The organism is Oceanisphaera ostreae, assembly GCF_042676125.1.
Lineage (GTDB): Bacteria > Pseudomonadota > Gammaproteobacteria > Enterobacterales > Aeromonadaceae > Oceanimonas > Oceanimonas ostreae.
Genome location: NZ_JBHTJS010000058.1, coordinates 80,755 through 101,544 on the forward strand (window position 1 = coordinate 80,755; position 20,790 = coordinate 101,544).

Sequence of the window (20,790 nt, forward strand, 5' to 3'; positions counted from 1 at the left end):
TCTACTGAGCGCTGCTTTTAATAAGATCTTAACCCCTCAGGGTTTTTCGACCTTACCTCACCTTAATTTTTCCGTGGGTTCCGCGTATTCCGTGGCAAAGAAGTCTTTAAGATTTTTTTAATACCAATCTCACTAAATATTTGATCTATTTTAAAGCTTGGAGTGTTAGAGGGGGCATCGAGTTGTCTGTGAGCATCGTCATCAGTCACCTGCGAAATATAGGAGAGGATGAAGGGCACTGCTCCACCGACCATCACATGACAAGGATGTCATGTGTTTGAGCGTTACAGGGAGGTACTTGCAGCGTGTCGGTGGAGTAGGCCGTTTATCCGACCTTTATAGGAAGTAAAAGCAGACTACTTATTTAGTGCGATTGGTATAACTCTTCACCTTTGAGCTGCCAATATTAAACATAAAAAAAACGGCCCTGCGAAGGGCCGTTTTAATAGCTAATACTCGTAATTTATATTAAGAGCGTTGCTCTTCCACGGTGGAAGCGGCTAGATGCTCTTCCTCGGTGACGGGTTCTGGATTACCTTCCATCTTCGCCACTATGGTATTTACCGCGGTATCACCCACCACGTTAGACGCAGTACAGAACATATCGTTAATACGGTCTACCGCCATAATAATGGCCATAGCTTCAATGGGCAGGCCCATTTGATGCAACAGCACACCAGCCATCACTACCGCACCACCGGGTACACCACCTACACCCACCGACATCAACAATACAGTGACGCCAACGGTGATTAGGTCGCCCGCAGGAATTGGCGTACCAGAAATGTTGGCGGCAAACATGGCGGCCAGCGTAATATAAATGGCTGAGCCAGACATATTAATGGTGGCACCCAGTGGCACACCAAAACCGGCAATGGCTCTAGATACGCCCAGTTTTTCAGTTAGGGTGCGCATGGTAACCGGAATAGTGGCGTTAGAGCTGGCGGTAGATAGCGAGAACAGTAACTGTTCGCGGGTTGCTTGGCGGAACATCTTAGGCTTAATGCCCGTAGTCAGCCACACCGCCATTGGATACACCACTAAAATCCAGAAGGTGAGTACCATCACCACTAAACCAACGTAACCAGCCACCGACATGAGGGTGTTGGCCTCAAGCGTTGCGCCGAGACTAATCATCAACGCAAACACACCATAAGGCGCCAGCGTCATTACCAAGCCTACTAGCTTCATCATCACCTGATTAGCTACGCGGAAGGTGCGCATGGCGGGTGCCGCAGCGCTGCCCATCGCTTGAATCGCCAAGCCGGTAATAATGGCCATAAAGATAATTTGCAGCATATCGCCAGAAGCAAAGGCCTGCACAGGATTGCTAGGCACTATGTTAATAAGCATGGCGCCGATGTTAGGCGTTTCAGTGGTGGCTAATTCCACGGTAGTAGAAGCACCGTTCGGTAAGGTCGCACCCATGCCCGGCTGAAAAATCACCCCAACCAGAATGGCGGCGGCAATCGACAATATGGTATTCACGATATAAAGACCAAAGGTCTTGCTGCCCAAGCGGCCGAAGCTGGCAATATCTCGCAGCTCACAAATGCCGGTCACAATCGAGATATACACCAAGGGAACGACCATCAGTTTGATGAGCGACACAAACATGCCTCCCAACCCCTCGGCCAGCCCCACAATGTTGTTATTTAAAAATGCAACATCAGCAAAAAGATACTGAATCATGCTGCCGATCACCAAGCCGACAAACAAGCCGGCGAAGATACGGGTGGAGAGCGATCCTTTCATGGTGTAATCCTCAACAAAACCAAAACGATTGAACTGCGGTTTATTACTTAGACAGCAAAGTAAACTGGCTATTTAACTAGAGGCAGGATTTTACATTTAAAATACAGTTCAGCAACCCGACCTCTACCACGAACGACCACTTCGTGATCTAGTTCACAAAAAAATGAAAAAGGTTAGGTAAAACTGAGTCCGTAATGGAGTAAAAATACCATTTATTTACATTTTTGAATGGCCGATAGGCTTAGGTCTACGGTCTGCGCTGCCATCGGTAACGATCGCCAAAGATGCGCAGCAACAATTTCTGCAGCACAGATCCTGTTCGTTGCTATGCTGAATAAAGAGTGGTTTCACTTGGGCATTAAGACTCAACCGCCACCACTACCAAATATTATCGCCTCTGCCTACCGTGGTGGGCTGGGGTTGGGCCTCGAATACCGACTAGAGTGAGGCGAGAGATGCAAAAACAGCTCCCCAGCTTTTCTACCAAAGAATATCGCCAGCGTTTAGTGAAAGTAAGAGCCGCCATGGCGCGGCACAATATTCAAACGCTCATCGTGCATGACCCTTCTAACATGGCCTGGCTAACCGGCTATGACGGCTGGTCGTTTTATACCCCTCAAGCCGTGGTGGTCGGCCCAACAGGAGAGCCACTCTGGTATGGGCGATACATGGATGCTAGCGGTGCTAAGCTCACCGTTTACCTACAGCCAGAAAACATTACTTGGTATCCCGATTACTATGTAATGAATCCTTTGCTGCACGCCATGGAGTATCTGGCTAACCAAGAGCTAAAGCCCCGTGACTGGGCTTATGGCAATATTGGCGTGGAAATGGATAACTATTATTTTAGCCCCACCGCCTATTTTTCATTACGCGATAATCTGCCCGATGCCGAGCTAGTAGACGCCACCGCCTTAGTGAATTGGTGCCGTTCAATAAAATCGGAAACCGAATTGCGCTATATGCGCATTGCCGCGCGCATTGTAGAAAACATGCACCAAACCGCACTCGACATCATTGAGCCCGGCTTACCCAAAAACCAACTGGTGGCAGAAATTTATCGGGTAGCCATGCTCGGCCATGATGGCCACTATGGTGATTACCCCGCCATAGTACCGATGCTCCCCTCGGGCAAAGATGCCTCGGCCCCACACCTTACTTGGGACGAGCGGCCAGTTAACCTTAATGAAGGTACCTTTTTAGAATTGGCGGGTTGTCATCGTCGTTATCACTGTATTTTGTCTCGTACCATTTATTTAGGTCAGCCCACCGATGACTTTTTACGTGCAGACGAAGCACTTAATGCTGGTTTAGAAGCAGGCTTAGCAGCTGCCAAACCCGGTAATCGCTGTGCCGATATTGCCGATGCTCTCAATGCCACCTTGGCAAAGTATGGCTTTAATCGCGAAGGCGCACGCTGTGGCTACTCCATCGGTTTAAGCTATCCGCCCGACTGGGGCGAGCGCACCATGAGCTTACGTAACACCGACCAAACCATCTTAAAATCCGGCATGACCTTTCATTTTATGCCCGGCCTCTGGCTAGATGACTGGGGAATGGAAACCACAGAAAGTATCGTGATCACTAAAACCGGCGTAGAAACGCTTAGCAATTATCCTCGGCAGCTGTTTGTGAAATCATAAGCGGGGGAAGGGAAAAATAGCACCTGGCACCCAGCTACCAGCGCCAAGAAAGACGGAATAAGGGACAATAGCCAAATTAGCCTGCATATTCAGTCTCTATGATGCTTGAAATCGTTTCGCCTTCGGCAAAATGCAAGGGCAAGCGTTCGCCGACAAAAGCGCCGTAAGCCGTGAAAGGAGCAGCCACTTTATGCGTTTAGACCGATACGACATACTGATTTTGCAGATTTTGCAGCAACAAGGGCGCATTACTAAGTCGGGACTTGCCGAGGCAATCAATTTATCCGTCAGCCCCTGCTGGGAGCGTGTAAAACGCCTAGAACAAGCCGGTATCATAGAAGGTTATGGTGCGCGCATTAACAGCCAGGTGCTGTGCAAGCAAACCCCAGTATTGGTTGAGGTAAGCCTTAATAGTCACAGCGCCAGCAGCATGAAACGCTTTGAACAAGCCATGTGTGAGTGCGACCTAGTGGTTGACTGCTACGCCACCGGTGGCGGCGTGGATTACATCATTAAAGTGCTGTGCGATGGCATCGACCAATATCAGCGCCTTATCGATCATTGGCTAGACTCAGATCTCGGCATAGATAAATACTTTACCTACATCGTCACCAAAACCATCAAACAAACCACTATTCCTAAGATCAGTGCGGAGTAAAGCTGCTATGCGCCGTCCGTTAATGATCAACACGAACCTGCTAACTCGGTGCATTTTTCTCATTCCTGCATCCTACGGTTAAACATAACAGCCGCTTTAGCCGGCTGACTTTATGCAACAAAACGAGGAGGAAACACCCGACCGCTTTACGCCGTATGCCGTTCGCATTTACCGGACAGCGGATGGCGTAAAGCATACAGTTACTTCCACCTCACTTCTTACGCCTTACCCATCACCATGTTTAGAAAGAAAAAAACCTCACTTAACCGCGCTCAAACAGAAGAATTCATCATATTTACACCCGCTTACAAAAAGTAACTCTCCCCCTTGCCCGCTAAACTCAATGCATAACAAGACAACCACAGCTTATTGCTTGTTCAACATTCGCCTTATCGTAATAAAGAGGTGCGCTTATGAGTTTAAAGCTTCAGCCGGTCATAAACAGCAAAGTTACCGACGCCATCATGCCGTACCTAAAAGATCCGCGACTGGTGCGCGAGTTGGCGTACATTAATGGTAAATGGGTGCACGGGCAGCAAGACATTGCCGTTATCAACCCCGCCACCAATCACACCATTGGCCACTGCACGCTGCTTGAGCCTCCACAAATAGAACAAGCAATAGCGGCCGCCGATATGGCCTTTGGCCCATGGCGCAATCTTATGCCCGACGAGCGGGCTGACATTTTATTGCGCTGGCATGACCTCATTTTAGAAAACAAAGAAGATCTCGCCACCCTCATGGTATTAGAGCAGGGCAAGTCACTGGCGGATGCCCGTGGCGAAGTCGATTATGGAGCTTCGTTTGTACGCTGGTTTGCCGAAGAAGCCCGCCGAGCCTATGGCGACACTATTCCCAGCCATATCCCCAATGCACAGCTGGCCACTATTCGCGAACCCATCGGTGTGGCAGCTCTGATCACGCCTTGGAATTTTCCCCATGCCATGATCACCCGCAAAGCGGCGGCGGCCTTAGCCATAGGCTGCACCGTGCTCATTAAACCCGCGAGCGAAACGCCCTTTTCTGCCCTCGCCTTAGCAGAGCTTGCCGAGCGCGCCGGTTTTCCAGCTGGCGTATACAACGTTATCACCGGCAAAGGCAGCCAAATTAGCCAAGTGCTATGTCAGTCCGACAAAGTGCGCGCCCTATCATTTACCGGCTCTACCCGCGTCGGCAAAATTCTACTCGCCCAAGCGGCCAGCACCGTCAAAAAATGCTCGATGGAACTAGGCGGCAACGCGCCTTTTATTGTGCTGCCAGACATGGATATTACCGAGGCCGCCAAAGCCGCCGTGGCCGCTAAATTTCAAACTTCAGGACAAGACTGCTTAGCCGCCAACCGTATTTTTGTACCCCAAGCGAAGTACGAGGCCTTTTTGCAGGCGTTTGCCGACGAAATGGCCCACATCAAAGTTGGCAATGGTTTCGATAAAGACGTGACCATGGGTCCGCTTATCTTTCGCGAAGCGGTCGACAAAGCGCAAGAGTTAGTAGATGACGCCATTATTAAAGGGGCACGGCTTATTGCCGGCAGCCAAGAACACACCCCTGGCACCAACTTCTTTATGCCGGTGCTGTTGGCTGATGTAACGGCGCAAATGAAGGTATTTCGCGAAGAAAACTTTTGCCCTGTGGCCGGTGTACTGCCCTACAACGACATTGCTAGTCTGATTACTCAGGCCAACGACACCGAATATGGGCTAGCCGCCTATGTATATGGCCACGATATTCGCACCATTTGGCAACTGCTGCGCGGCTTAGAGTTTGGCATGGTGTCGGTTAACTCGGTGAAAATGACCGGCCACGGCATTCCCTTTGGCGGTGTTAAACAATCGGGCTTAGGCCGCGAAGGCAGCCGCCACGGCTTCGATGAATACAGCCAACTTAAATACTACTGCCTAGGCGGATTAATGAGTGAAGGGTGAAGGGGACGACATTTCACACTAACCCCAGAAAAACCCATTGTTGCTACGAGAACACAGTACGTACGCACGGACGAAGCTCCATATCAAAGGAGAAAAAAGATCATTATTTGTAAGGTCTAACCCATAAGAATTTTTTGACCTTATCTCATCTTAATTTTTCCGTGGATTCCGTGGATTCCATTGCAAAGAATTTCTTAGTCTTTAAGAAAAAATTATTGCCATTTAGCATCATGAAAATTAAGGAGAGCATCATGACTTTAGACACTCAAAAATGGTTAGAAATGGATCGCCAGAATATATTTCACGCATCAACGCACCTTAAGCAGTATGCCCATGGCGAGATTAAAGGCCGCATTATTACCGGCGCCCAAGGCATTCGTATTACCGACTCCACCGGCATCGAGCTGATCGACGCTTTTGCTGGGCTGTATTGTGTAAACATCGGCTATGGCCGCTCCGAAATGGCCGAAGCCATTTATGAGCAGGCAAAAAAGCTGGCTTACTATCACACCTATGTGGGCCACAGTAACGAGGCGCTAATTGAGCTCTCGGATCGCATCATCAAAATGGCACCGGCCGGTATGAGCAAGGTGTACTACGGCATGTCGGGTAGTGACGCTAACGAAACTCAAATGAAAATAGTGTGGTACTACAACAACGTGCGCGGCCTGCCACAGAAGAAGAAAATTATCTCGCGAGACCGCGGCTACCACGGCTCGACCATTGCAGCGGGTTCACTCACCGGGCTAGATACCTTTCATGCTCACTTCGACCTGCCCTTGTCCCGTATCAAGCACACGCTAGCACCTGTGTATTATCACCGCGCGGATCACGACATGAGCGAGCGCGAGTTTTCGCACCACTGTGCCAATGAGTTAGAGAAAATGATCTTGGCCGAAGGGCCAGACACCGTTGCCGCCATGATCGGCGAACCCGTGCTGGGCACCGGTGGCATAGTGCCCCCACCTGAAGGCTACTGGGCTGAAATTAATCGCGTGCTCGATAAATATGACATTTTGTTAATTGCCGATGAAGTGGTATGTGGTTTTGGACGCCTAGGATCAGACTTTGGTTCGTTGCACTACGATATGAAGCCCGACTTAATGACCATTGCCAAGGGCTTAACCTCGGCGTATCAGCCATTATCTGGGGTAATTGTCGGCGATAAAGTATGGAAGGTGTTAGAGCAAGGTACCGATGAATGGGGTGCCTTCGGCCATGGCTACACTTACTCTGGCCACCCTATTGGTGCGGCAGCGGCTTTGTGTAACTTAGATATTATTGCCCGCGAGAACTTAACCGAAAACGCCCGCGACACCGGTGCTTATTTGCAGCAACGCATGCATGAGACTTTTGCCGATCATCCGCTTATCGGCGACACCCGCGGCGTCGGTTTACTCCACGCTCTGGAGTTTTCGAGCAATAAAGCCGAACGTCAGCACTTTGACCCAAGTCTTAAAGTGGGGCCACAAGTTGCCGCAGCGTGTTTGGAACAAGGCCTAATCGCCCGCGCCATGCCCCACGGCGACATTCTTGGCTTTGCACCACCGCTGGTGGTCAACCGAGATGATATCGACAACATAGTCGAGCGCACCGCCAAGGCTGTGAATAAAGTCACCGATCAGTTAGTGCGCAGTGGCGATTTTAAAACAAGAGACAAGGTCACCGCTTAATAGCTGCGGTAAGTAAAAAGCTAACAGCGGTCAGAAAAGCGAGATAGCGCCAAACTAAAAATAAGCACCGAACCTGCTGGTTCGGGGCTTTCTGCCAAACATGACCAGACTACAGAAACACTATGTTATCTGTAGCTTTGGCTCATCGGCGACTCAAGAGTATAAGAAGAGATAACTGAGATAACCTCAGCCGACCATCACATGACCGGGCCGAAAAATGCTCCTGCCATTTCGGCATTTCCGCCATCCATGGCGATCGAAGTCATGTGCTGAGCGCCGCATGGATGCGGTTTAAGCGGGTTGGAGGAAGCTACTCAGTTATCTCTGAGTGCTGCCCCTAAAACCAAAGGCGAGATCCTGACTTTCGAAAGCTCGTCAGGGTGACGGCTAAAGAATCCCGCAGGGACGATCTTGTACCTCGGCAAATTTACCTAGCTTACGTATGGCGTACCGCAATACCTTATAATAAATCTGCTCTTTCATCACGACATTCATCTGACCCCATTTCGAACTCTCGACAAATCCACGGCCGCTGTTCATAAATAGTGCACAGAAAGGTTTCACGGTCTATTGCCGAGCACCAACCGTCTGCTAACCGCAGCATGGTTTCTCCCCCCCATTGATCTTGGGTAATGTGCTCTTTGGGGACACCAGTGTCGCTAATTAGCATGACTTCTAAACGACAACAGCATGCCTGACACGTTGCACAAGTCACTTCGCCTACAGATACATTTTTAACTTCAATAACCACGTATATTACCAATTTTCATAATTGCGCATTTCTCCCACGCTGCAGCGTGAGAACTCAAGTCTCGTCGCGCTGCGACGACGCTGAACAGCCAAGCTTACCTAGAAAAATAGTTGAAGGCTGATGCTGATGTTAAAGCAACACCTGAGATATTAGCATCATTCTGGCAGTGTCATTAACATCAGTGTCTTGTTAGTTTTATTCTGCCATGCACTAGGCCTCATGCTATGGTTGAGCGTTATTGATGCCTGAAATTAGGTGCCTGCGTAATCTCGCTATGGCGGCTCCAAAAGTGCTGCCAGAACAAAATATTATGCTGTAAATGCAGGCCTTAAATGAATATGGATAGGATAGGAAAATAAATGACCGTTGTTCTTACTCTTCACTTTCTTTTGGTTATGACATTTACAGCTAGAATTTTACTTCGCGATGACTTATCGCCCCCCGGGCGTTTGGCGTGGTTTATCGTCTTAAACGTGCTGCCATATTTTGGCGTTGCCGCCTATTTTTTGTTTGGCGAAATTGATATTGGCAAACGCGCCGTCAAACGTCACGACGAGATTTTTGATGAAATTCGGGCGAAAGCACTGGGTTTTATGGGGGACAGGACCAGTGTCGAGCGGCTGATCGAGCCGCTCTATCGCCCAGGTTTTCGCTATGCCGGATCAATTAACGGATTTCACACCGTGGACGGAAATAGCGCTGAACTGATGGCTGACGGCGATGAAACACGAGCACGGCTGGTCGCAGACATAGATGCCGCCACCGATCACGTGCATGTGCTCTATTACATCTGGCTTGACGACCATACCGGCGGAGATGTCGCACAAGCGTTGATTCGGGCCGCGCAACGAGGCGTGACCTGCCGTGCAATGGCGGACGGGCTCGGCTCTCGGGCGTTAATCAAATCCAAGCTGTGGCAAAGCATGCAAGATGCTGGAGTAGAACTTGCGGTGGCGCTGTCGTTTAGAAATCTAATCCGCACCATCCTACTTAGTCGCTTCGACCTAAGAAACCACCGCAAAATCACCGTAATTGACGCAAGTATTACCTATTGCGGCAGCCGCAACTCGGCAGACCCCGAGTTTTTACCCAAGGCGAAGTACGGCCCGTGGGTGGATATCATGCTGCGCTTTGAAGGCCCAGTGGTCGCCCAAAACCAACTATTATTCGCCAGTGACTGGATGCACTCCACCGGCGAATCGTTGGACCAATTTAAATTACAGATCGAGCTAAACGCTGAGCAAAAAACCGAACCATCAGCCGTACCAATTTCAGGAGGATTTCCGGCGCAGGTAATGGGCGTCGGCCCGACGGAACGTCGTGGCGCAACACCACAGCTGTTCGCCAACCTAATTGCCAGCGCACAAACCGAGCTGACAATTTCTACGCCTTACTTTGTGCCTGATGCCACGCTTTTAGAGTCGCTGTGCGCTGCTGCACACCGCGGCGTTGCCGTTACGCTAATTTATCCGAAGGTGAATGACAGCTGGATTGTTTCTGCTGCTAGCCGCAGTTACTACCATCAGCTGCTTGATGCGGGTTGTGTCATCTATGAATTTAAAGGCGGTCTGCTGCACGCAAAAACGCTGACTATTGACGGCTGTGTCAGTCTGATTGGTTCTTCAAACCTTGATCTACGCAGCTTTGACCTGAATTACGAGAACAATATTTTGCTGCAAGATCCAGCCATGACCATGGCAATTTTCGAACGCCAGCAAACTTATATCGCCAGCTCCGAAACGGTGGAACTGGCCACGGTGCTTGCCTGGCCCTATTACCGACGGATCTGGAATAACGTCATCGCAACCATTGGCCCCGTACTATAATTTGCAACGGGAAACCCAGCTTGTCGCTTACATAACCACCCATGTTAGAGGCATTTTTCACGTTCGGCGCTGCTCAAAAAAATTGGCCACAATAGTGGCCAATATCAAACGAAAGAACAAACCAGTTTACATGGGTGTCTTGTCAGTTAATTAAACTTACTTATCAATTAACATTCTGTAATATTCACAGCAATCGCAAGTCCGCCTTCTGACGTTTCTTTAAAGCGATCATTCATACTTTGAGCGGTCTCCCACATAGTTTGAATCACCTCATCCAAAGTAACTCGGGCATTGGCAGGGTCGCTTTCAATGGCAATATTTGCAGCAGTAATCGCTTTAATAGCACCCATTGAATTTCGCTCAATACACGGTATTTGCACCAAGCCACCGACTGGATCACAAGTTAATCCCAAGTGATGTTCCATTGCTATTTCGGCTGCCATCAATACTTGCCCGGGTGTTCCGCCCATAATTTCAGTTAAACCTGCCGCTGCCATTGCTGACGACACGCCAGTTTCTGCTTGGCATCCGCCCATGGCTGCAGAAATTGTCGCGTTCTTCTTAAATAAAGTGCCAATTTCTCCTGCGACCAATAAAAAACGAATAACTGCATCGTCTCCTGAAAACTCAGTAAACGCCTGAGAGTACATTAAGACGGCAGGAATAATTCCGCTTGCACCATTAGTTGGCGCCGTAATAATTCGTCCAAAGCTTGCGTTTTCCTCATTAACTGCCAATGCAAAACAAGAAATCCACTTATTTATATTTACAAAATTTGTCTCAGCATCAAACACCATTTTATACCATTGCGCTTGATTTCTATATTTATTATCCGCCCCTAACAACTTCCTATTTAATCCTGCCGCTCTACGAACAACTCTTAAACCTCCGGGTAAAATACCTTCTTGAGTTACTCCTTTGTAGATGCAGTTCTTTATGTTTTCCCAAATATCCAATGCGTGCGCATCTATTTCTTCTCTCGTACGCCAGCTTTCTTCATTAATATAAACTAAATCTGAAAATGAAACTTCTAATTTATCACAATAAAATTGTACATCTTTTCCATGATGACATGGATATAAAGTCTGCGTAAGAACCTCATCGGCCGAAGTTTCTTCTTGTGTGGCTACAAATCCACCACCAATTGAGTAATAATCCTGCTCTAGTTCGGTTCCATCATTAAAAATAGCTTTAAAAATCATCCCATTAGGATGGAAATCTAAATTTTTAGACATATTTAAAATCAAGTGATGGCCATATACGAATGGAACCTCTACTTCAGCACCTAACTTAAGCGTACCCGCTGACTTTATCGCATCTATTTTTTCTGTTATTTTTTTAGTATCAATCGTTTTAAAATCTTCACCAGAAAGCCCTAGCATTCCGGCAATATCGGTTCCGTGTCCAATGCCCGTTTTGGCTAATGAACCAAAAAACTCAACAAACACCTCTTTAACTTCAGATAGCTTATGGTCTTTGCGAATGACATTCAAAAACAACTCAGCAGCATTCCAAGGCCCCATAGTATGAGAACTAGACGGACCAATGCCTACTTTTATAATTTCAAACACACTAATCGATTTCATTTCAACCTCTAAGTTTCACTTTAAAAAACAATACCGACATTAAACCACCTGAAGTATCGTCTAATTTAAATATACGTGACCCTTCTTCCAGTGTAATTTAATCCTATTTCCAACAAAATCAGCAGAGTAAAAATCCACTGAGTAACACTGACCATTGAAGTAACATAGAAAATAACAAATTTAAATTTACAACAATAATATCTAGCTATTTATTTTATGAGTTAGTGGTTCTCTTACTTAACTATTTACTAAGAAACGGCTGGCGCTGTCGCTATCAGCCGCTTCGTGTCACGCCTCAGGCCCTACGCCATTAAGCTACATTCCAAGTAAGCGTGGTAAACCCATCGAAATACTTGGCACATAGGTCACTAGCATCAAGAAGCCCAACAGAATCATCAGCCACGGCATCGCGGCCCTAATCACTTCAGACAGCGGCATACCGGTTACGGCAGAGGTCACAAACAAGTTGAGCCCCACCGGCGGTGTAATCAAGCCGATCTCCATATTCACCACCATAATGATACCGAGGTGAATCGGGTCAATCCCTAGCTGTATGGCAATCGGGAACAAGATAGGAGCCAAAATCAGAATAATCGCCGAGGGCTCCATAAATGCGCCCGCAATTAGCAGCACAATATTCACCACCAACAAAAACATCCATGGCTGCAACCCGGCTTCTAACACCATCTCAGTAATTTGCTGAGGAATTTGCTCTGTGGTTAACACGTGGGCAAACAACATGGCGTTGGCAATAATAAACATCAACATAATGGTGAGTTTTGCCGACTCCAACACCACCTTTGGCGCCTCTCTAACGCGCATGTCTTTATAGACAAACAACGCAATAAAAGCAGAATACACAGCTGCCACTGCTGCGGCTTCGGTAGGAGTAAACATCCCTGAGTAAATTCCACCCAAGATGATAACCATCAGCAGCAAGCCCCACACAGCTTTGCGCGCCGAGCTTAACCACTCACGAACAGTGGCTCTAGGTAATGCCGGTAGATTTTTCTTCACCGCAATAATATAAATTGCCGCCATCAATACCACGCCCAGTAATACCCCCGGTACCACACCGGCCATAAACAAGGTGCCCACTGAGGTTTCCGTGGCAGCAGCATAAACAACCATCACCACCGAGGGCGGGATCAGAATACCCAACGTACCCGCATTGGTAACAATACCTGCGGCAAACGGCTTGGGATAACCCGAGCGCACCATGCCAGCAATGGCAATTGAGCCCACCGCCGCAACCGTTGCCGGACTAGAGCCCGATAACGCGGCAAACAACATACACGCCAATACAGCACCAATCGCCAAACCACCGCGAATGTGCCCAACACTGGCGTTGGCAAAATCAATTAAGCGCCGCGCCACCCCACCGGTGGTCATAAACGACCCCGCCAGCAAGAAGAACGGAATAGCTAACAGCGTATAGTGCTCACTGGTTTCAAATAGCTTAATCGCCAGCGACCGTACCGAGTCGGGGCTGAACAGCATAATAGTGACAGAGCCAGCTAAGCCGAGCGATATCGCAACCGGCACCCCAATAAACATCAGCGCAAATAACGCGACAAACAAAAACAGAATTGTCATTTTTTAGACTCCTCTGTCTCAGACAATTTCATGGCATCGGCGGCTTCATCAGCCAAGCCTAAACCCACTTGTTGGTGGCGAATTATCCGCACTAAAATCTCAAAAAAACGAATAAACACCAAAGCAAAACCAAAAGGGACAATGGCACCGATATACCATTGCTTAATGCCAAACTGCGCTAAATCATCAGCACCAATCGAAACTTCCATTAAGGTACTGACCCACTCAAAGCTGGCCACACTCAACAGCCCGGCATAAGCCAAACTAACAACACAAGCAACAATGGCAATGATGCGCTGCACGGGCCGCGAGGCTAATTTAACTAAAGCATCAACACCAATATGCCCACCAATACGTACGCCATAGGCCAAACCAAAGAAAATCAGCCAAGCGAACAAGGCCTTGGTTAAGGCATTACTCCACGTCATGGTTTGCACTATGTCTAAAATGAAGTCACCAATGGTATAAAAAAACTCCGACACACCTTCAGAGCTTTCTGAAAAATACGCACCTACTGCATAAAAAAAAGTATAAAAGTTATTAAAAATCACATAAACAAAGGTGACTAGCGTCATTACCGCCAGTAAAAAAACAATAAAACCTTCTTCAAAGCGGTCCCAAATCAGGCGCGCAGCATTCATAAATATTCACCCCGAAACGGATAGCAAAACTCAGACACGACTAACGAGCGCTAAATCAGTCGTCACGCAGCACAATGACCGCGTGACGACTCGCTCAGTTACTGCTGGTTAGAGGCTTCTGCTGCCTTGATGCGCTCTGCACCAATGTCTTCTTCAAACATATTCCACACCGGCTTAACCTGCTCACGCCATTGATCACGCTGCTCTTTCGTTAATGTAATAATTTCGCTTTTGCCACTATCAATAATTGACTGTTTATCACGCTGGTTAATTTCTTCAGCAAGCTTGTTCACTTCAACCGTTACTTCACTCATGATTTCAGTCAGCTCAGTACGCACATCCGCTGGTAAACCATTCCAGAACTCGGTGTTAGTAATCACCATGTAGTCGAGCAAACCGTGGTTAGACTCGGTAATGTACTTTTGTACCTCGTGCATTTTTTGCGAGTAAATATTGGAGTACGGGTTTTCTGCACCGTTAACTACACCGGTCTGCAAGCCTTGATACACTTCTGCAAAGCTCATTTTACGAGGGTTAGCGCGCAACGCTTTAAACTGCTCATCCAGTACGGCAGAAGCTTGTACTCGGAACTTTAAACCACGCGCATCTTTAGGAACGCGCAGCGCCTTATTGGCAGATAACTGCTTCAAACCATTGTGCCAATAGCCTAAACCAGTAATGCCTTTATCTTCCATGCTGGTTAACAGCTCTTGACCCACAGGGCCTTTTTGGAAGCGGTCAACGGCTTCAATGTTGTCAAACAAAAATGGCAAATCAAAAATCTGAATCGGTTTAGAATAGTGTTCAAACTTAGCCAGTGAAGGGGCAATTAACTGCACATCACCCAGTAACAAGGCTTCCATCTCTTTCCCGTCACCGAATAGCGATGAGTTGGAATACACATCTACTTCTACTTGCCCAGGTAGACGCTCTTCCGCCAGTTTTTTAAACAACAATGCACCTTGGCCTTTTGGCGTGTGCTCGGCAACTACGTGCGAAAATTTGATCACAATAGGCTCGGCAGCCGTAGCTAAACCAGCCAATCCCAGTGATACAGCACAAGCCAGTGCCTTAACGGTCGTTTTAAGCATTAAAGTTCCCTCTTAACAGTGGATCGAAGCCGTGTCGCATGGGCGACACACAATGTTACAACCTTGTTCTAAAATCATGCCATTAATGTAGCTTAATTTACTACGCTAAAGAACAAGAAGTGCGACTGATGTCGATAAAAGAAATGTCATTACAGCTATAACCGCATGAATTAGAGAAATGTAAGGTTATTCAAGCTGATACTAATGGTTTTTTGCGGTGCTCAGGTGATGGGCCGTGCAGAGTTTTTCACGGCAGCCGTACGGCCTCCGACTCGACGCTGGGTGTGTCACTCACCGTTTTAGCCAACTGCACACCTTTATGGTGTGTTCGATTAGGCTAAAACAGCGCATATCAGCGTGATAAGCTCGCCCATCTGCACTTGAGCTGTCTGTTGACACTATCAATCGCCTCTAAAAAGTTACATTAATGTTGCGATCTTTTTAGCCAACTCAAAATCTCTCTTCGATATACCGCCAGCTTCATGAGTCGTTAAATTTATAACCACTCTGTTATAGACATTGGACCATTCGGGATGATGATTCGCCTTTTCTGCCAGCATCGCCACTTTTGTCATAAAGCCAAATGCCGCAACAAAATTAGCAAACTTAAATTCTTGATGTAATTTATCATCCTTAATGGTCCATAATTTTTCAGAGCCGTTGTTAAGCTCTTGCAGCGAAGCATCTATCTCGACATTACTAAATCGTTCGATCATATTAACCTCTCAATATTATAAAATAGCCAACACAGCCCATCATTAATAAACATGACTACACTTACCTTATTTATTTATTTATTTATTTATTTATTTTCACTCTCCTAGCAACCCTCGCCTTAACTGTTATTACTATCTTGCTGGACCAAGGTAGAAAAATATAGCTGATGAGCATTGCATCTACTCACACCAATAATATTTTGCAACGGAGCCAAGGTGCCGAGGCAGCACAAATCGGCAAGATATCAGGTCTCTAATCGCCCTTCTTTATAAGCAACTATACCTTCACCCTGCAACCATTCAACGTCATGACTGGTCCAAATGTGAGCCTCAGGCTTAACCCCAGGATCTTCATCTAAACTGGCCACTCGCAGTATGACATGGGGTTGAGCCGGTTTTTCAGCCACTAAGTGTGTGCCACATATGGAGCAAAAATGCCTGATCTTGCCTGGGCTAGACTCAAAGCTAGCAAGCTTGTCGCGCCCTTGTAACCATCTAAAGTTTTCTCTTGCTACACCAGCGGTAGCGTTAAAAGGCGCTGCGTGTGCCTTTTTACACGTTTTGCAATGACAAAAAATGATCGGCATATCCAGCCTAGAGACTGCATACTTTATGGCGCCACATAAGCAACTTCCTTTCACGATAACCTCCTTGCCATCCTTAACGCAGTCAACACGGACCAACCCTGAGCTTGCTGGCATTTTTGATTAGCCTTGCTATGCGCCCGCCTTTAGGCTCTACAACTAACATTCTAGCCTCACTTTTCGGATCTGCTAGAGCGTACATAGCCACCTCATACCAAAATGCTAAACCGCCTGACTAGAAGCGCAAATCAATTGAGTGTTAGAATGCAAACATCTCAACATTAAAGGATATGTAATGAAGTTTGTTATTTTAGTGGTCGTCATTTTAGTAGTGGCATTTTACTTTATTAGAAATTCAAATAATAAAAAGGCCGCCGCCGAAAACATAACGATAGGAAGCGAGTTTTTAGCAACCAACAAAGCGAACAATGACATATTCGAAACTGCTTCAGGTTTACAATATAAAATATTAACAAAGGGTGAAGGAACAGTTCATCCCACTGCCAGCTCAACAGTAACAGTGCATTACCATGGCACGCTATTAGACGGCACTGTATTTGATAGTTCAGTAGACCGTAACGAACCCATCAGCTTTCCTTTAAATCGCGTGATCAGAGGATGGACAGAAGGTGTGCAATTAATGGTAGTGGGTGATAAATTTAAATTTTTCATTCCGTCTAAACTAGCATACGGCAACAGCGCAACCGGAAATATAACCCCCGGTTCGTTACTTATTTTTGAAGTAGAACTTTTAGAGATTCAATAATTTTTTGCAACGGAATCCACAGACCCCACGGAAAAATAAAGATAAAATCGGAAATGTTTATTTGTAAGGTCTTAATAAAAGCAGCGACGAGTCATTAATCTATAAAAGCGCCCTTCTCATCGTGCGACTGACACTATGGTAAAAGGGCGTATCCTCCAAACTCATTCGGGTAGAACGTGATCTGGGTATCGGAGCCTCCTCAACACACCAAATTTGAATCTAGTAAGTTTAGATGCCGAAGGAAAAATCAGCCACTTAACATGGGTGTTTTGTTAGTTTTCAAGAAGGCAGTAAATCAGGTCACCGACAAGCTGACCAACGGCGGCGACTGGCAGGTAAGCCGTAAGCTGAAATCTGGAAGAAAAACAAAGAACGCCAAGCTAAAAAAACACCGAACCTGCAGGTTCGGTGTTTTTTGCCGTCATCCTGACGCACGTCAGGATCTTGGGTTGGATCGGTTTCGGCTAGGATGCTGTGTGAGGGCAGGCAAAGGGCACGACTCCTCCGACTCGCCGCTAGTGCGCCACTCACAATTTTGGCCAACTGCGAACATTCACTGGATGTTCGATTAGGCTAAAATAGTTCGTCACGGCGAGACAAGCTCGCCCCGTAAAGGCTCAGCCGCGCCATCCTGCCGCGGCTGAGCAGACCCCCTTTATCGATGATGGTACGGCCAAGGTCAAGGCGTGACGATAGCTTTGTTTTGGGCTGTTTTAAATAACTGTATTTTCTTGTTTGCCTTTTTCCCATTTAATAATATTGTTAAATGTAATTTTGGCTCTTCTTACCATTGCTTCATCTGTTGCAAATCCGACATGCGGAACAAGAACAGTATTCGGAGCATGTAGGATAGGGTAATCTACGGGAACCGGTGGTTCCATATCTACTCTATCTAAACCGGCGCCAGCGATGGTCCCATTGTGCAGTGCTTCTGCCAATGCACCATTATCAACAACCGGTCCAATTGCTGTGTTGATTAAATATGAACTAGTTTTCATCAGTGCTAGCTTATCTTTATCAATTAAGTTTTTGGTTTCATCTGTTAGCGGTATATGAAGGGTAACAATGTCACTCGTCTTTAACACTTCATCTAGCGACTTATATTCAACACCTTTTTCTATTAGTTCTGTATTTACGCTTCTGTTATAAGCAATGACGTGACAACCATAAGCTAAACCTAATTTAGCTACTGCGCTACCTATATCTCCAGTACCTAATATTCCCAAGGTTTTACCATTTAAATCAATCTGTCTATAACCATTTTTTGTACCTCCCTCTCTCGTTACACCATCTAAAGGTACAATATTACGTAACAGTGCAGTTATTAGCCCAAAAGTAAGCTCTGCTACTGAGTTTGTGCTATAACCTGCGGCATTTGAGACTTTAATCCCTTTCTCTTTACATTTTTCTAAATCGATATGGTTATAACCTGTGAAGGCTACTGAAATATATTTTAACCTCCCTGCTTCGTCGATAACTTCACCACTCAGTGGCGTATTAGCGAGCACTAAAATATCTGCATCTTTGACCCTAACCTTAAGAGTCTCATCATCTGTCTTCCCATCGTTATATACAACTAACTCATGGCCACTATCAGCTAATGGTTTTGTTATTAAATTGAACTCTTCATCACTAATCCCTAGAGATTCTAAAATTACAATTTTCATTATTATCTTTTCTCCATTTTTTATCGTTACACGCAACAAATCCCTAAAATACTAACATACCAGCCATATTAAAGAAAATATCCAAGAGTAACCCTTGGTATGAGCAATATAAATTGATTGCCCTACTCTGCAATAAAAAAGACTGAAGCATCTAAAAACAGAGGGATGGGTACTGATTTTGAAGCGATGCTCGAGAAATAAGTAACAATCGACAGTTTTGGCTCGCTCCATACAGAAGTGTACCAAAGTAAGAATACTATCAAGCCACTCATGTTAAAAGTTCATCTAACAGCAGCTTAGTACAACCAATAGCCTGATTTTATCGTCATCATCAGCCAGCTACGTGATGACGACGAGGCAAAAAATTCGGGACTTGATACGGATTTTTCAAGCACCGAGTTGCCTGCAGGCAAGATCTGCTAGCAGCTAAATAAAGGCTGGCAGTTTCCAAAACGAAGACGGTGTTATTTTCTCGATTATTTTTTAGCTTGAAGTCCTAACAGCCTCTCCCCGATTAGCACACTAACGCTTAAATAATAGGAAATTGTTGATTGGCTACTTTTTTTCGTTATTTTGCAAAAAAGAGACAAACTGTATTTTTCCTAATTGATTTACCTTGTTATACGTTGATTGAATGGCAAACACATAACGATTAAAAAATATAACTGATCAAAGCGTGGAATGAGTAGAGATAACAACGAACCGCCACTTTGTCACTAACCTTGACTTTGAGCATTTTAGACCAGCTTGAGCAATTACCCTGACAAATTTACCTAAGTCTCTAGTTAAATTGTAGTGTTGCAATAATAACGTCTTGCCAAACACCAACAAGCAAATGACAATGACTTAACTTACCCCTACAGCAAAGAAAAAATTTGTATGAAAACACCTAAGCACCTTAATGCACTAAGAGCCTTTGAAGCGACAGCCCGATTAGGTAGCTTTAAAGCCGCAGCTGATGAAATAGGTGTCACCCCTGAAGCTATTGGGCAATTAGTTCGCACATTGGAGTCTTACTTTTGCATACAGCTTTTCATACGTAATAAAGGAGGGAAAAAGCTTACAGCAACCCAAGAAACACTCAATGTACTGCCAAGCTTGAGTGAAGCATTTAGGTGTTTATCAAGTGTTACTGATAGATTAAATGGCTTGTCAAAATCGGGAGCTTTAACTATTAGCACCTCCCCATCGATTACCTCTAAGTGGTTAGTACCGATTTTACCTAAGATTTTGAATGACGAATCTGATATAGACGTTAAGTTAGATATAACAAACCGCCTGATCGATTTAACTACAGGTGAATTTGATATTGTCATTCGATACGCTGAAAAAGCAGAGGATTGGTCAAGCTTTAATGTTATTTCATTAGCTGAGAATGAAAGCCTTCTAGCTGTTTGTTGCCCTAAATTATTAAAAGCACACCCAGAAATAGCCGGAACTTCAGGCTTACTTAAGCAAACTTTAATTCGCGATATAACCATGGAAAATTCAAGTTATCCTAACTGGCGAGAGTGGTTAAATAAAGTCGGAGTTACCGAGTTTGATAACACTAACTTTTTAGAGGTAAATGCATCCTTAGTTGCAATAGAAATGGCAAAACTTAGTCAAGGTGTTGCACTGGTGCGTGAACACCTTGTACATAGCGAAATAGCTGCAGGGACTTTAATAAACCTTTACCCTAATAACCTTCTATCAACAAATTGGGGGTATTACATTATTACCCCGCTAAACCCTAGATCCCAAGTTAAACTTTTTGCTAACTGGCTTGAAAAAGAATTAAAATTGTTGTTGCGAAAACTGTGCAATTAACCGCAAGCATTTTTTACCTCGCCTTGTACAAATAATTTCTGCTATCGCACTGCCTGTAACGCGCGAAGCTACACCTGTATATTCAGCACTTGCCCCAGCATAG

Annotated in this window: 16 protein-coding genes; 7 read left to right on the forward strand and 9 right to left on the reverse strand. The window is 45.9% G+C overall.

Annotated features, from left to right (window positions below; translation table 11 throughout):
- Nucleotides 1-468: 468 nt before the first annotated feature.
- Nucleotides 469-1,755: a dicarboxylate/amino acid:cation symporter gene (locus tag ACFQ1C_RS14090; RefSeq protein ID WP_379559306.1), complete on the reverse strand. Its 1,287-nt coding sequence runs from the start codon at nucleotides 1,753-1,755 to the stop codon at nucleotides 469-471.
- 455 nt (nucleotides 1,756-2,210) lie between these two features.
- Here ACFQ1C_RS14090 and ACFQ1C_RS14095 point away from each other — a divergent pair, with 455 nt between their 5' ends.
- The 4 genes from ACFQ1C_RS14095 to ACFQ1C_RS14110 all read left to right on the forward strand — a co-directional run bounded on the left by ACFQ1C_RS14095 (nucleotide 2,211) and on the right by ACFQ1C_RS14110 (nucleotide 7,654).
- The gene (locus ACFQ1C_RS14095; protein WP_379559307.1) at nucleotides 2,211-3,398 is read left to right on the forward strand and encodes a M24 family metallopeptidase; all 1,188 of its coding nucleotides are present in this window, start codon (nucleotides 2,211-2,213) and stop codon (nucleotides 3,396-3,398) included.
- A gap of 190 nt (nucleotides 3,399-3,588) precedes the next feature.
- A complete protein-coding gene (locus ACFQ1C_RS14100) occupies nucleotides 3,589-4,056 on the forward strand; it encodes an Lrp/AsnC family transcriptional regulator (protein ID WP_379559308.1) in 468 nt (155 codons plus the stop codon).
- Nucleotides 4,057-4,469: 413 nt separating this feature from the next.
- Nucleotides 4,470-5,981, forward strand: a complete 1,512-nt coding sequence (locus ACFQ1C_RS14105) for an NAD-dependent succinate-semialdehyde dehydrogenase (protein WP_379559309.1) — start codon at nucleotides 4,470-4,472, stop codon at nucleotides 5,979-5,981.
- A 251-nt stretch (nucleotides 5,982-6,232) separates the two neighbouring features.
- Nucleotides 6,233-7,654 (forward strand): aspartate aminotransferase family protein, encoded by a 1,422-nt coding sequence (locus ACFQ1C_RS14110; protein WP_379559310.1) that lies wholly within the window; start codon nucleotides 6,233-6,235, stop codon nucleotides 7,652-7,654.
- A 460-nt stretch (nucleotides 7,655-8,114) separates the two neighbouring features.
- Here the strand turns inward: ACFQ1C_RS14110 and ACFQ1C_RS14115 are convergent, their stop codons facing one another.
- Nucleotides 8,115-8,405 carry a YkgJ family cysteine cluster protein gene (locus tag ACFQ1C_RS14115; RefSeq protein ID WP_379559311.1) on the reverse strand — a complete coding sequence of 97 codons (291 nt, stop codon included), beginning with the start codon at nucleotides 8,403-8,405 and terminating at the stop codon, nucleotides 8,115-8,117.
- A 359-nt stretch (nucleotides 8,406-8,764) separates the two neighbouring features.
- Here ACFQ1C_RS14115 and cls point away from each other — a divergent pair, with 359 nt between their 5' ends.
- Nucleotides 8,765-10,231, forward strand: coding sequence for a cardiolipin synthase (gene cls / locus ACFQ1C_RS14120; RefSeq protein WP_379559312.1), 1,467 nt, complete (start codon nucleotides 8,765-8,767; stop codon nucleotides 10,229-10,231).
- A 167-nt stretch (nucleotides 10,232-10,398) separates the two neighbouring features.
- Here the strand turns inward: cls and ACFQ1C_RS14125 are convergent, their stop codons facing one another.
- From ACFQ1C_RS14125 to ACFQ1C_RS14150, 6 genes are all read right to left on the reverse strand, one after another.
- A complete protein-coding gene (locus ACFQ1C_RS14125) occupies nucleotides 10,399-11,817 on the reverse strand; it encodes an L-serine ammonia-lyase (RefSeq protein WP_379559313.1) in 1,419 nt (472 codons plus the stop codon).
- Between the two features lie 315 nt (nucleotides 11,818-12,132).
- The gene (gene dctM, locus ACFQ1C_RS14130; protein WP_379559314.1) at nucleotides 12,133-13,413 is read right to left on the reverse strand and encodes a C4-dicarboxylate TRAP transporter large permease protein DctM; all 1,281 of its coding nucleotides are present in this window, start codon (nucleotides 13,411-13,413) and stop codon (nucleotides 12,133-12,135) included.
- Nucleotides 13,410-14,054 carry a TRAP transporter small permease gene (locus tag ACFQ1C_RS14135; RefSeq protein WP_379559315.1) on the reverse strand — a complete coding sequence of 215 codons (645 nt, stop codon included), beginning with the start codon at nucleotides 14,052-14,054 and terminating at the stop codon, nucleotides 13,410-13,412. The genes dctM and ACFQ1C_RS14135 overlap by 4 nt, the downstream gene beginning before the upstream one ends.
- Nucleotides 14,055-14,152: 98 nt before the next feature.
- A complete protein-coding gene (locus ACFQ1C_RS14140) occupies nucleotides 14,153-15,145 on the reverse strand; it encodes a TRAP transporter substrate-binding protein (RefSeq protein WP_379559316.1) in 993 nt (330 codons plus the stop codon).
- A 419-nt stretch (nucleotides 15,146-15,564) separates the two neighbouring features.
- Nucleotides 15,565-15,861, reverse strand: a complete 297-nt coding sequence (locus ACFQ1C_RS14145) for a 4a-hydroxytetrahydrobiopterin dehydratase (protein ID WP_379559317.1) — start codon at nucleotides 15,859-15,861, stop codon at nucleotides 15,565-15,567.
- Nucleotides 15,862-16,106: 245 nt separating this feature from the next.
- Nucleotides 16,107-16,562, reverse strand: coding sequence for a GFA family protein (locus ACFQ1C_RS14150; protein WP_379559318.1), 456 nt, complete (start codon nucleotides 16,560-16,562; stop codon nucleotides 16,107-16,109).
- Between the two features lie 178 nt (nucleotides 16,563-16,740).
- Between ACFQ1C_RS14150 and ACFQ1C_RS14155 the strand changes: the two genes are divergently transcribed.
- Nucleotides 16,741-17,211, forward strand: coding sequence for an FKBP-type peptidyl-prolyl cis-trans isomerase (locus tag ACFQ1C_RS14155; RefSeq protein WP_379559319.1), 471 nt, complete (start codon nucleotides 16,741-16,743; stop codon nucleotides 17,209-17,211).
- A 713-nt stretch (nucleotides 17,212-17,924) separates the two neighbouring features.
- Here ACFQ1C_RS14155 and ACFQ1C_RS14160 read toward each other — a convergent pair.
- Nucleotides 17,925-18,878: an NAD(P)-dependent oxidoreductase gene (locus ACFQ1C_RS14160; RefSeq protein WP_379559320.1), complete on the reverse strand. Its 954-nt coding sequence runs from the start codon at nucleotides 18,876-18,878 to the stop codon at nucleotides 17,925-17,927.
- Nucleotides 18,879-19,757: 879 nt separating this feature from the next.
- On the opposite strand from ACFQ1C_RS14160, the gene ACFQ1C_RS14165 reads away from it, so the two are divergent.
- Complete coding sequence (locus ACFQ1C_RS14165; protein ID WP_379559321.1) at nucleotides 19,758-20,687, forward strand: LysR substrate-binding domain-containing protein; 930 nt, start codon at nucleotides 19,758-19,760, stop codon at nucleotides 20,685-20,687.
- Nucleotides 20,688-20,790: the final 103 nt, after the last annotated feature.